Origin of the sequence: Citricoccus muralis (assembly GCF_003386075.1) — a bacterium.
Taxonomy (GTDB): domain Bacteria; phylum Actinomycetota; class Actinomycetes; order Actinomycetales; family Micrococcaceae; genus Citricoccus; species Citricoccus muralis.
In genome coordinates this window covers 2,522,047-2,534,516 of record NZ_QREH01000001.1, presented here as the reverse complement: position 1 = coordinate 2,534,516, position 12,470 = coordinate 2,522,047, and the positions used below count along the sequence as shown (strand labels likewise).

The 12,470-nt window shown below is 69.0% G+C and carries 11 protein-coding genes; 6 read left to right on the top strand and 5 right to left on the bottom strand.

The features are described from left to right. The first annotated feature begins 11 nt into the window (after positions 1-11). From C8E99_RS11190 to C8E99_RS16245, 4 genes are all read left to right on the top strand, one after another. Complete coding sequence (locus C8E99_RS11190) at positions 12-866, top strand: CPBP family intramembrane glutamic endopeptidase (protein ID WP_115932353.1); 855 nt, start codon at positions 12-14, stop codon at positions 864-866. Beyond that, entirely contained in the window at positions 863-2,221 is a 1,359-nt protein-coding gene (locus C8E99_RS11185; protein WP_115932352.1) for an MATE family efflux transporter, read from the top strand. Before C8E99_RS11190 ends, C8E99_RS11185 begins: the two co-directional genes overlap by 4 nt. 23 nt (positions 2,222-2,244) lie before the next feature. Continuing rightward, positions 2,245-2,844 (top strand): hypothetical protein, encoded by a 600-nt coding sequence (locus C8E99_RS11180; RefSeq protein ID WP_245952273.1) that lies wholly within the window; start codon positions 2,245-2,247, stop codon positions 2,842-2,844. A gap of 184 nt (positions 2,845-3,028) precedes the next feature. Next, positions 3,029-3,562, top strand: a complete 534-nt coding sequence (locus tag C8E99_RS16245; RefSeq protein ID WP_245952271.1) for a hypothetical protein — start codon at positions 3,029-3,031, stop codon at positions 3,560-3,562. Between the two features lie 4 nt (positions 3,563-3,566). Here C8E99_RS16245 and C8E99_RS11170 read toward each other — a convergent pair whose 3' ends face one another. Both C8E99_RS11170 and C8E99_RS11165 read right to left on the bottom strand, forming a co-directional pair. Beyond that, positions 3,567-4,526 carry an HpcH/HpaI aldolase/citrate lyase family protein gene (locus C8E99_RS11170; protein WP_115932351.1) on the bottom strand — a complete coding sequence of 320 codons (960 nt, stop codon included), beginning with the start codon at positions 4,524-4,526 and terminating at the stop codon, positions 3,567-3,569. 158 nt (positions 4,527-4,684) lie between these two features. Beyond that, a complete protein-coding gene (locus C8E99_RS11165) occupies positions 4,685-5,398 on the bottom strand; it encodes a CGNR zinc finger domain-containing protein (protein WP_115932350.1) in 714 nt (237 codons plus the stop codon). Positions 5,399-5,707: 309 nt separating this feature from the next. Here C8E99_RS11165 and C8E99_RS11160 point away from each other — a divergent pair, with 309 nt between their 5' ends. Continuing rightward, positions 5,708-7,363, top strand: a complete 1,656-nt coding sequence (locus C8E99_RS11160) for a thiamine pyrophosphate-dependent enzyme (RefSeq protein ID WP_115932349.1) — start codon at positions 5,708-5,710, stop codon at positions 7,361-7,363. Between the two features lie 57 nt (positions 7,364-7,420). Here the strand turns inward: C8E99_RS11160 and C8E99_RS11155 are convergent, their stop codons facing one another. The 3 genes from C8E99_RS11155 to C8E99_RS11145 form a co-directional block, all read right to left on the bottom strand. Next, positions 7,421-8,020, bottom strand: coding sequence for a mycothiol transferase (locus tag C8E99_RS11155; RefSeq protein WP_115932348.1), 600 nt, complete (start codon positions 8,018-8,020; stop codon positions 7,421-7,423). 67 nt (positions 8,021-8,087) lie between these two features. Continuing rightward, the gene (locus tag C8E99_RS11150; RefSeq protein ID WP_115932347.1) at positions 8,088-9,611 is read right to left on the bottom strand and encodes an amidohydrolase family protein; all 1,524 of its coding nucleotides are present in this window, start codon (positions 9,609-9,611) and stop codon (positions 8,088-8,090) included. A gap of 69 nt (positions 9,612-9,680) precedes the next feature. Further along, positions 9,681-11,021, bottom strand: a complete 1,341-nt coding sequence (locus C8E99_RS11145; RefSeq protein ID WP_115932346.1) for a cytosine permease — start codon at positions 11,019-11,021, stop codon at positions 9,681-9,683. Positions 11,022-11,201: 180 nt separating this feature from the next. Here C8E99_RS11145 and C8E99_RS11140 point away from each other — a divergent pair, with 180 nt between their 5' ends. Further along, positions 11,202-12,332, top strand: coding sequence for a PucR family transcriptional regulator (locus C8E99_RS11140; RefSeq protein ID WP_115932345.1), 1,131 nt, complete (start codon positions 11,202-11,204; stop codon positions 12,330-12,332). The last annotated feature ends 138 nt before the right edge of the window (positions 12,333-12,470 follow it).

Genomic DNA, 12,470 nt, shown 5'->3' with positions numbered 1-12,470 from the left:
AGCATGGGCGCATGACCGATGACCCGCAGCAGGTCCCGCTTCAGCCCGCCGGGGCCGGCGTCGTCTCCCACGGTGCCAGCCCGGGCTCCATCCCGCCGGGGTGGCCGGGCCGCCGCCCGCAGGACCGGATCGTCCTCGACCCGGGCAGGCCCACGTGGATGGACCTGGTCACGGTGCTGGCCTACCTGCTCATCTTCATCCTGGGAGCAGCCGTGCTGGTGACGCTCATCCCGGGTTTCCGGGAGCAGTTCACGGAGCCGGACGGCACGCTCAACGAGGGTTCGTTCACGTTCAGCATCAACCTGATCTCCTACTCGGTCCTCACCGTTCTGGCGCTGATCGCGTGCTGGAAGCCGTTCATCGCCTCATTCCGCACGTTCAAGCAGTACGGGTGGCTCAAGATCGGGCTCATCCCGGTGATCTGGTTCGGGTGCATCATGGTCAACGCCCTCGTGGTGATGGCCGCGGGCCAGCCCATCAAGAGTGCCAACCAACTGGCCATCGAGGAGATGACCACCCAGGTCGCGTTCCTGCCTATGGTGTTGGTGACCGTGTTCATGGCGCCGTTCGTGGAGGAGTACATCTTCCGGCACCTGATGATCGGCAAGCTCTCCCGCTGGATCAACGTGTGGGTCTGCGTGGTGATCTCCATGGTGCTGTTCGCCCTGATCCACTTCCTCAGCACCGGCTTCAACTTCGACCCCGTCCAGGTCATCCCGTACCTGACGCTCGCCGCCGCCATCACGGTGGCCTACGTCCTGACCGGCAAGTCACTGGCCTACGCCACGATCCTGCACGTGTTCAACAACCTCGTCTCCATCATCGTGGCGTACACGCTCCTGCCCCTGCTGCCCGAGGGCATGTGACCGCAGCACCGCGGGACGCCCGCCCGATCTCCCGGCAGATCCTGGCCCTTGCCGTCCCCGCGTTCGGCGCCCTGCTGGCCGAGCCGATGTTCCTACTCGCGGACACCGCGATCATCGGCCACCTGGGCGTGGCCGAGCTCGCCGGCGTCGGGGTCGGCACCACGGTGCTGCACACCGTCACCGGTCTGATGGTCTTCCTGGCCTATTCCACGACGCCGGCCGTGTCCCGGTTCCTGGGCGCCGGCAACCTGGGTGCGGCGATGGACCGCGGACGGGACGGCGTGTGGCTGGCTCTGCTGCTCGGCACCGTCCTGGCGGTGGCCGGCTGGGTGGCCGCCCCATCACTGGCCGGACTGATCGGTGCCGACGGTGCGGTGCAGGACCACGCGGTGGCCTACCTGCAGTGGTCCATGCCGGGGATCCCGGCGATGCTCGGCGTGCTGGCCGCCACCGGCATCCTGCGGGGGCTGCTGGACACCAAGACCCCGCTGATCGTGGCCGGGGTGGGTTTCGCCGCGAACATCGGATTGAACTTCGTGTTGGTCTACGGCGCGGGCCTCGGGGTGGCCGGTTCCGCGATGGGCACCTCGGCTGTGCAGTGGGCCATGTTCGTGGTCTACCTGGCCGTGCTGTACCCGCGGTTCCGCCGGGCCGGCACTCACCTGGCCCCATCCGGGTCCGGCATGCGGGCCACCGCGCAGGTGGGCTCCTGGCTGCTGTTGCGCACCGCCACCCTCCGCGCCGCCATCCTCTTCACGGTGGTGGCGGCCACCGGCCTCGGCACGGCCACGCTCGCCGCACACCAACTCGTCTTCACGGTCTACTCGACCCTGGCCTTCGCCCTGGACGCCCTCGCCATCGCCGCCCAGGCCCTCATCGGCCGGGAGCTCGGCGCAGGCCGGAAGGAGGAGGCCCGCGCCCTGACCAGCACCATGGTCCGCTGGTCGCTATGGTTCGGTGTCATCACCGGCCTGCTGCTGGCCGTCCTGGCGTGGGTGCTGCCACCCCTGTTCACCCCGGAGCCCGCCGTCCAGGCCGCCGCGACTGCCGGGCTCCTCGTCCTGGCCGCCTCACAACCGTTGAGCGGCTACGTCTTCGTCCTGGACGGGGTGCTGATCGGAGCCGGCGATGCCCGCTATCTGGCGCTGGCCGGCGTCGTGAACCTGGCGGTGTACCTGCCCGCGCTCGCCGGTCTCGGGTGGCTCGCCACCGGTGCCGGAACCGGTCAGGCTCCCGAGGCTGGCGCGCAACTGGCGCTGCTGTGGGCCGGTTTCGCGGGGGTCTTCATGGGGGCCCGCGCGCTCACCCTCGGGCTGCGGGCCCGCTCGGATGCGTGGATGCGGACGGGAGGTTGACGGCTCGCGCCTAGAATGGTCGGGTGCCTGCAGCAAAAGCCCCCGCCGAGACCGCCGCGATCATGTGGAAGCCGATCCTGATCCGCGCGCTGATCGCGGCGATCTTCGGCCTGACCACCGTCTTCCTCCAGGATCCCGGCCTGCCCGTATTGAAGTACGGCCTGGCGGCCTACTTCGTGTTCTCCGGGTCCGGCCTGTGGGAGTACCTGCGCCGGGACCCGGTGCCGGAGAAGATGCGCGGACCGCTCTCGATCGCCGCGGCGCTCTTCATGGTCGGTGCCATCGCCCTGCTGTTCGCCGGGACCGAGTTCGTCGCGGGGATCATCGCCGCCGTTGCCCTCATCGGCTCGGGTCTGGCCGAGTTGGTGGCGTGGCTGCAGTACCGCAAGGTCTTCGTGCCGGCCCGCGACCAGCTGTACACGGGCGCGGTAGGCGTGCTGTCCGGCGTCGGGTTGTTGCTCTTCCTCCACCTGGACGCACACGGTCTGCTCGGCATCGTGGGTGGCGGGGCCATCATCATCGCCGTGCTGCTCGCCATCTCCGGCTTCGGCTTCCGGCACGACGCCGGCCCGGCCGCGCTGGCCGCCCAGAAGGACGAGGGCCCGCGCGCCCCGCGCAGCTGACCGGATGCGCTCCGCGGAGCGGTCCTGCGGGGCAGACATTGGGGTCGGTCGGCCCCGTTCTCTACAACGCGTAGAATGAAAGGGTGCGTCTCGGCCCGAGGCCGACGCGTCACCACACTTTGAGCAGGTCAGGCCCCCGTTCTCTCGAATCCGGCCAGGCCACCCGCAGTACAGGAGATGGTCAGTGAGCACGCCCAGCGCCGGTCAGCAGCCCGAGACGCCCCGTCCCGGTGATGCCCGGCCGGGGCGCGCCCCGGGACAGGCTGCAGGGACGCCGGCAGGGAAGCCGACAGCCGGACCTTCTGGGGCGTCGGCCGCGCAGCCTGCCGATCCGGCCCAGCAGAAGGCCGGGTTCCTGCAGTCCATCAAGGGGCCGCTGTGGTTCTCCTTCGTCCTGGCCCTGGTGGGCGGGGCGGTGGCCACGATGACCGCCTCCGGAGGCTCGGACAACCCGCTGCGGCTCGACCTCGGGTTGATTGCCTTCGGGATCTTCTTCATCGTCTCCCTCGTGGTCGTGGCGATGCTCCAGCTGGCCGCCAAGGACAACCCCAAGCACCTCTCCCAGGGCTCCGGCGTGCACCGCTCCTCCGAGGAGTTGCACCGGCAGTCCGTCGCCCGGCGCAAGGCCGAGGCCCAGCGCAAGCGGGATGCAGCCGGCCAGGGTGACCAGTCCGACTCAGGTGACCAGCCCGGCGCAGGCGAACCGCAGGGGTCCTGAACCGTCAGTAGTGGAAGGTGTCCGAGGGCGCCGGGGCGTGATTGTCCTCGTCCTCGCGGATCCACTGCACGCCGAAGGCCTCGGCCAGTTCCAGGATCCGGTCTGCCCGGGCTTTGCGCGGCAGGTCGGAGCCGTTGCGGATGACCCCGCCGTCCGCGGCGAAGTCGTCCAGGAACTCGTGTGCCCACGTGAGCTCGTCCTGGGACGGGCTCAGGCCCTCGTTGACCACGGCGCACTGCTCGGGCAGCAGACAGATCTTGCCCGTCATGCCGAACTCCGCCGTGGTGGCGGCGGCCTCGGCCAGCTTCACGCCCGTGGTGCCGACCGTCGGGCCGTCGATCGGGCCCGGCAGGCCGGTGGCCTTGGCGGCGATGGTGAACTGGCTGCGCGCGTAGGCCAGGGCCAGCGGCGACTCCCCGAATCCGGTGTCACGGCGGAAGTCGCCGATGCCGAAGGCCAGCCGGTACGTGCCCTTCGCCGCGGCGATCGAGTTGATGCGCTGCAGCCCTCGGGCCGTCTCCACCAATGCGACCACCGGGATGCCCGGTAGCCGGGCCGCAGTCTCGTTCACGTGGTCGGTGGATTCCACCATCGCCAGCACGACGCCGGCCAGGCCGCCCTCAGGGACCGGCCCACCCGAGGCGCGGGGCAGGGTGGCGGCCAGCGCCGCGACATCCTGCTCCCACCACTTGGAGCCGTAGCCGTTGAGGCGCACCCAGGCCGAGTGTCCGCCAGTGAGCCACTCCACGGCGTTCTCCCGCGCGGTGTCCTTGTCCTTGGGTGCCACCGCGTCCTCGATGTCCAGTACCACGATGTCCGCCGGGGAGTCCTCGGCGGCCGGGAACTTCTCAGGGTGGGCGGCGTTGACCAGCAACCACGAGCGGGCCAGGACCGGGTCGATCCTCTGGCCGGGGGCCGGGGTGAACTGGTGCGGGATGGCAGGAATCAGGGGAGTGGAGCTCACGGTGTCTTCCTCACGTGGACGGCGATCAGGGGCCAGAGCCACGGGTCCGGTCGGGGGACCGGCCAGCGGCGGGCGACAACGGTCGACGGGTGCGTCGGGCCTGGACGGCACCGTCCGGGTGAGACGGGATCGGTGTCCCGGGTGGGGACGTGACGAGCCTACTTCTTCTTCTTGCCCTTCTTGGACTTCTTCTTCCCGGGCTTGTCCTTCTTCTCCGGCGCGTCCTCCAACGAACCGTGCTCCGAGGAGATCTCGTCCGATTCGGCCTCATAGTCCGGGTCGCCGTGGTCGCCGTCCGGGAATTCCGCCGCACGGCGAGCACGGTAGGCCTTGACGTGGGCTCGGTTGGCGCAGTTGGCCTCATCGCAGAACTGCTTGGAACGGTTGCGAGTCAGGTCCACGAAGGCGTTGGTGCAGTCCTCTCCGGAGCAGGTCCGCAGCCGTGTCAGCTCGCCGGCCAGGGCCACCTCGGCCAGCGCCAGGGCCAGAGAGGTGGAGAGGGTCTTCTCCGGGACGTCACTGTCCTGCCCGGCAGCCAGGACCGCGGGCGTGCGGGCCGTGGCCGGTTCGGGTGCGAACACGTGCACGGGCCCCGCCGAGGCCAAAAGAAGGTTGACGCCCTCGAGGGCGGCACCGATGTCCAGGGCATGGGCGTCCTGCCAGATGCCCGCGACGGCGGCGCGCAGCTTGCGGACGGAGCGCAGGGTGGCGCTGGAGGGGTCGTCGTCGAAGTTCCAGCCGGGCAGGGCTGCGGGAAGCTCGGCCGGCTGGTCGAGCCGCTCGGGGAGGAGGCGACCGCCGCGGGGACCGGGGGCCGTGTTGGCAAGCGTCGCGGCCTGGGCCAGACGACTGGTGGTGGTTGCTGAGAACATAGTGCGTTTCGTCCTTTTGAGGCTGTCCGGAATTCGGGGATGAATACTTCGGACGGTGACAGCACTGTACGTCCGCTTGGGGGTGCTGATCAGGCGACTGGCCCTGAAACGGGTAGTGGACAGGAACTCAACAGATCGCATTCAGGGAAGACCACGTGCTCGGTGCGGACGACACATCCGGCCACAGCGCGCGGTGGGGCCTTGGAGCTGGGGTACTTTGTACAAAGTTTGACCTGCGCGCCGCCCGAGGACCATCTCGGGCCGCGGAGTCGGCATGTCCGGCACCGCCCACAGTCCAAGGAGTACTGCATGAGCACTGAACAGACCACGGCCACCACGAAGTCGGCCGGACACGTCATCGTCGACACCCTCGAGGCGCACGGCGTCAAGCGGATCTATTCCATCCCGGGTGAGAGCTACCTCGATGTGCTGGACGGTCTGCACCACTCCACCATCGAGAACGTCATCTGCCGCCACGAGGGCGGTGCCGCGTACATGGCCGAGGCCGACGGCAAGATGAACTCCGTTCCGGGCATTGCCATGGTGACACGCGGTCCCGGTGCCGCCAACGCGCATGTCGGCCTGCACACCGCCTGGCAGGACTCGACCGCGATGGTCCTGTTCGTGGGCCTGATCCCGTTCGAGCACCGCGGCAAGGAGGCCTTCCAGGAGTTCGACCCGCAGATGTGGTTCGAATCCGGCGCCAAGCGCGTGATGACCCTGGACCACGCCAGCCGTGCCTCCGAGATCGTGGCCGAGGCCATGTTCGCCGCCACGTCCGGCCGTCCCGGGCCGGTGATCGTGGGCCTGCATGAGGACATCATCAAGGAGCAGATCAGCCCCGAGCTGCACCCGAACATCCCGGTGGCCACCGGCGGTATGACCGTGGAGGACTGGAAGGCCCTGAACGAGGCACTGCAGGAGTCCGACAAGCCGCTGTTCATCACCGGCGGCAACGACTGGACCACCGAGGGGGCCGAGGCCCTGACGACCTGGCTCGAGGAGCACAACATCCCCGCTGCGGCCGAATGGCGCACCGAGGGCACCGTGCCGTTCACCTCCCCGTCCTATGTGGGCCCGATCGGCTACGGCCGCCCCAAGCCGACCTATGATCTGCTCGAGGAGACCGACCTCATCGTCTTCGTGGGCACCGTCCCCGGTGACGTGGTCACGGACGGCTTCACCATCCGTCAGAACTGGGACAGGAAGAATTTCCTCGTCACCATCGACCCCTCGCTGCGCGGCCGCTCCGGTCCCGTGTCCCACCAGATCGTGGCCAAGCCGGACGTGTTCGTGCGGGACCTCGTCCGCATGGACCTGGCCGTCAAGGACTCGTGGAAGGAATGGACCTCCCGGATGCGCGGCGAGCAGGAGAAGTTCGCCGCCCTGCCGTCCGCCGAGCCGGCCGAGGGCCAGGCCCGCATGGACACGCTCATGGCCAACCTGGTGCAGTCGCTGCCCGAGGACGCCATGATCACCCTGGGTGCCGGTGAGCACACCAACTGGGCCCACCGCTACTTCCCCACCAACTCCTATGCCGCCATGGTCTCGGCCCGCAACGGCTCCATGGGCTACTCGGTGCCGTCCGCCGTGGCCGCGTCCCTGAACTACCCGGGCCGCCGCGTGGTGACCATCGCCGGTGACGGCGAGTTCCTCATGAACGGTCAGGAACTGGCCACCGCCGCCCAGTACGGCGCCACCCCGCTGGTGGTCGTGATGGACAACCAGGAGTACGGCACGATCCGCACCCACCAGGAGCGGGACTACCCCAACCGGGTCTCCGGCACGCAGCTGAAGAACCCGGACTTCGCCAAGATGGCCGAGGCCTTCGGCGGCTTCGGCGTGCGCGTGGAGCAGGACGCCGACGTCCCGGCCGCCGTCGAGGCCGCCATCAAGGCGATCGACGAGGATGGCACGTTCGCGCTCATCCACCTGATCGTGGACCAGCGGGTCAAGGCCTACTGACCCGCTGCGCTGGACCCATCACGGAGGCCGCCCCCGAGGGGGCGGCCTTCAGTGCGTTCAGCTGGCTTCCGGGTACGGCGGATCCAGGCCGACCTGCCCGTCCACGGCCTCACGGATCAGGTCCGCATGGCCGAGATGCCTGGAGTACTCCTCGATGAGGTCGAAGAGGTTCCGGCGCAGCGAGACCTCAAGATCGACCTGATCGGACAGGGCGATCCGCTGATCCAGGCCGCCCCGGTCGAGGGCTGCCTCCAGCCGGCTCTGGGCCTGCGCCACCGCGGCGTCGTAGAGCGCATACAGCTGCTCGGGGGAGTCCTGCCCGGCGGAGGTGAAATCCCAGTCCTGCACCTCGTCCCACGGAGCGGAGGCCCAGGGCTCGCCGGGGCTGGAGCCGTCGATCTCCGGCCCGGCCTTCATCACCTCGACCCCCGCCAGATGCTTGATCAGACCACCCATGGTCAGGCGTGATGCGCCGATGGTCGTGGCGAGCCCCGCCACATCCAGGCCTCCGGTCTTCCATCGGAAAGTGACGCGCAGGCGCTCTAGGGAGCCGAGCACGTGTTCGATTTCGGTGCCGGCCAGCGGCGGATCCCACGGGGGCGGCACCCACGGCTGATCGTTGGTGGTCCCGTCCGAGGAGTCATCGCTGGAGGTCATGGAGCCAGGCTAGGAACTCCCGACGTCGGCCGGTAGCCTTCAGTGCTCCGGCAGGTCTTGAGGGGAGTCAGGGAGTCAGGACCGAGTCCGCCGTGCCGGCCCAGCGGTTGATGTCCAGGGGCGCCTGGCGGCATGTCTCGTACATCGCCGAGAAGGCCGGGTGGAAGACGGTATTGAGCTCATCAGTCCGGTCCTGCCAGGCCTGGATCTCCGGCAGGTAGCCGTTGAACTCGTCGACGATCTCCTGCTCGTCCAGGGTGGTGAGGGCACCATGGTCCACTACGATCCGGCCGTCCACCATGACGTATTCGAGGGAACTGCCGTTCTCGGAGTAGACCAGCTGGTGATCCAGCTTCTGGCGTGGCGTGAAGTTCAGGGTGTTGAGGTCCCACACCAGGAGGTCGGCACGCTTGCCGACCTCGAGGGATCCGACGGTGCGGTCCAGCATGGCCGACTTTGCGCCATCGAGGGTGCCGGCCCGCAGGGTCTCGTCGACGGAGGGCCACGCCGCCGGATCGGAGTCGCCGATCTTGTGCAGCAGAGACGCCATCTTGATGACCTCGAGCAGCCGCGGGGTGTCCGAGGAGGAGCAGCCGTCCGTGCCCAGCCCCAGGTTCACCCCGGCGTCCCGGTATTTGCGCCAGGGGAGGATCCCGGAGCCGAGCTTCAGGTTGGAGATCGGGTTGTGGGAGACGGATGCGGAGTGGTTGGCCAAGATCTCGATGTCCTGGTCAGTCACCCAGATGCCATGGGCGAAGGTGGTGTTCCGGGAGAGCGCCTGGATGCTCTCGAGGTACTGCGGCAGGGTCATGCCGTAGAACTCCTGGCCGGTGATCGCCTGCGTCTTGGTCTCCAGCATGTGGATGTGGCACTCGATCCCGTGGCGGCCGGCCAGGGCCACGGCACCGGATAGGAGGTCCGGGGTGCAGCGCTGTGGCGCGGACGGGGCGAGCATGTAGTGGAGGCGTCCCTCCCCCCGGCCGTGGTAGCGCCGGATGGCCTGCTCGCTGTAGTCCAGGTACTCCCCGGCGCTGAGCAGGGACTCGTTCCGGACCGCGTGGAGCACTTCGGCCGGCAGGTGGTCTGCGGCGAAGGGGACGGTGTCCACGAAGGGCACATTGATGACGTGACCGGACACATTGGCCCGGATCCCGATCCGCTCGTAGGCATCCACCACGGCCTCGAGCTGGCCGAAGTCCTGTGAGGGGGTCTCCAGGACGTCGTCCACGATGGTTGTGACACCGGACTTCAGGCTCTCCAGCGCGAACAGCTGGGATCGGACGCGGACGAAGTCAGGCGACCGCGGCGGAGCACCGAGCAGCGGGTAGGTGTAGAGCATCCACAATTCCAGCGGCATGTTGTCATATCGACCCTTGTACACGGTCTCCCACGAGTGGGTGTGGGCGTTGACGAAGCCGGGCGTGACGAGCCGGTCTCGGCCGTCCAGGATCTCGTCACGGGGCTCGGGCTGCAGGTCCGAGCCGATGGCCACGATGTCCTGACCCTCGATCCGCAGGTCGAGGACCTGCGGGCTGCTACTGGTGCCCTCCGCCATGGTGATGACGTGGGCGCTGCGGATGAACAGGGACATTCGGGATCGCTCCTGAGGAAGTGGGAAGTGGGATGTGGGTTGGGCGCTGGGGGATGAACCCGAGGCGCCTCAGGCGTGTGAGGCGAGGTCCCGGGTCCGGCCGGTCCAGCCCAGGGCGGCGGCGCAGGCCGTGGCGACGATGATGCCCACGATGGCGGGGCTGCCCCAGGACAGCAGGTTGCAGAGTACGGCGACGGCCGCTCCGGCCAGGTAGGACGCCACGCCGGGGACCTTCAGGCGCGGCTGATCCTCCAGGTCGAGGCCTGGGTCGCGCCCCCGCCATGCGGTGAGGAAGGTGCCGATGAGGACTCCGCCCAGTGGCGGGATGACCACTCCGACGAGCACGAGGAAGCCCGTCATGGCGTCTGCCACACCGGTCAGGGCCAGGACGATGCCGATGGCCACGCCGGCGATGATGAACGGGCTCTTGGACTTGCGCTCGAACAGCTCGGCCCCGGCGACGCCGAAGGCATAGGCGGCGTTGTCATTGGTGGTCCAGAGATTGGCCACCAGGAGAAGGACGGCGGCGCCGGCCAGGCCCATGGACATCAGCAGGTTCACGAAGTCCGGCTCGCCGTAGGCGGCCGCGCCGACGCCGCCGAAGAACAGCATGCCGAACTGGACCACGATCACGGCCAGGGCGGTCAGGGTGAACACGCGGGCCGGGGTGCCGCGGTCGAAGCGGCTCCAGTTGCCGATCTGGGTGCCTCCGGAGACGAACGTGCCCACCATGAGCGTGATGGCCAGTCCGGCGCTCATCTCCCCGCTGCCCTCGACGGCCAGGAGCCCGTCCCAGCCTCCGATGTGGTCCAGGGACTGGGCCAGCACGATGCCGCAGAGGAGGAGCATCAGCGGAATGGAGATCCAGGAGATGACCTCGATTCCCTTGAAGCCCAAGTACGCCGTGGTGGCCATCAGGATGCCGCCGACGATGACGACCGGCCAGGCCACCGACCAGCCGAAGGCAGCGGAGACCAGATTGCCGAGGATGCCGACGGTGATGGCGTACCAGCCGATCTGGGTCCCGCCCAGGATGATGGACGCCCATTTGCCGCCCCAGCGGCCCAGGACCAAGCGGGAGAGCAGGACAGTGGTCAACCCGGTTCGGGAGCTCGCGACGGCCAGCAACCCGATATAGACGGCCAGGATCGCGGCGGCGGTGACGGCCAGGCCGAGGTAGGGACCGAAGGCGAAGCTCGCGGCCACGCCGCCGCCGGTCACCATGGTCGGGGTGTAGAAGAAGAATCCGGCGATGACGATGACCAGGGAGAGGGTCGGCCGGCGGGCCGACCGTGGAACGCGCGTGGCCGGATAGTCCCGGTCGACTGGTGGGGACCCGTCCGCCCGGGACGCGCCCGTTACCTGGGCCTGCCGAACGGGCTGGGATGGGGGTGGTGCAAGCGTGGTCATGGCTGCTCCTGAGGGGCGGGTGATGGCGGAGGGGACACCGCCAGACAGTACGGAGCAGGAGGTGGCCCGGGGCGCTGCGGAAACAATCCGGGTGGAAGCCCACACGGTGTGGGGCGAAGAGTGTGCGGATCTACACGTCCCGGCAACGGGAGCGAAATATCGCGGTCCTAGGGTCGAAACATGTCCTCAGGAACCACCGGAAGCCGTTTCGAGCAGGAGGAGGCCTTCTGGCCGACCGTTCATCAGGTGCTCTCCTGGGGTGAACTGAAGCTGAGGTTGCGGGTGGGTGAGGGCCGCCTGGACCGGCCGGTGCGGGTGGCGATGACCACGGAACTGGTGGACAACACCCCGTTCCTGCGCGGCGGCGAACTGCTGTTGACCACCGGCACGGCCTGGCGGCGGACCGAGGATGCTGCCGCCTTTGTCCGCGGGGCATCCAGGACCGGTGCCGCCGCCATCGGGTTCGGGACCGGGCCCTGGAGCGAGGCTGTGCCGGATGCGCTGCTGGCCGCCGCGCGTCGGGCCTCGATGCCGGTGTTGGAGGTGCCGCGGTCCACGCCGTTCGTGGCAGTGACCGAGCGGGTGGGGACCGAGCAGGCCGAGCGGCGAGCCCACCACACGGAAAGGGCGATGGTCGGTGCGCTCATGGACCACGTCCGGCGGGGGCAGGCCGACCCGGTCGTCCTGGAGGATCATGCGCCGTTCCTGTACTCCCGCCATGACTCCGGCACCACGCTGCTGGCGGCCGTCTGTCATGCCGACGGCGGTGTGTTCCCCGAGCCGGCCCGGGGGCGGATCCTGATCGGCCACCGGGAACGCCGGGTTCTGGTGGTGGGGGAGGAGCCGGCGGTGCGCTGGTATGTCCGATCACGGGCGATTCCCCTCTACGGCTGGGGCGAGGCGGCCACGGGGCGTGACCTGCGCCGAATCCTCGGCGAGTCCTGGAGCGCCTTCGATGTGGCGCTCCAGCGCGGCCGGCCGGCCTCGACCCGGGACCTGGCCAGCATCGGCGGGCTGGTGGCCCGGCTGACCTCGGAGCAGCTGGCACCCTTCGCCGATCACGTCCTCGAGCCGATCCGGCGCTACGACGCCATCCACGGGACGGACCTGCTGACCACCGTCGAGGCCTTCGTCCGCGTGCGCGGATCCCTGGCCGAGACGAGTCGGGAGCTGTACCTGCACGTCAACACGGTGCGCAAGCGGATGGCCCGGCTGGCGGCCGTGCTGGGGTTGGACCCGCTGGACCCGGAGGGGTACCTGGTGCTTCACCTGGCCATCCATTCCGCCGGTAGTGACGTGGGCCACGACTAGGGATACCGTGGATGCACCGCCACAGCCAGGAGGTTGCGCCATGACGTCCCCGTCCACGGAATCCACCCGCACTGCAGTAGATGCCACGGATCGTTCCACCGGCACGGTCGATTTCAGCTCGGTGCTGGACGCCCGCCC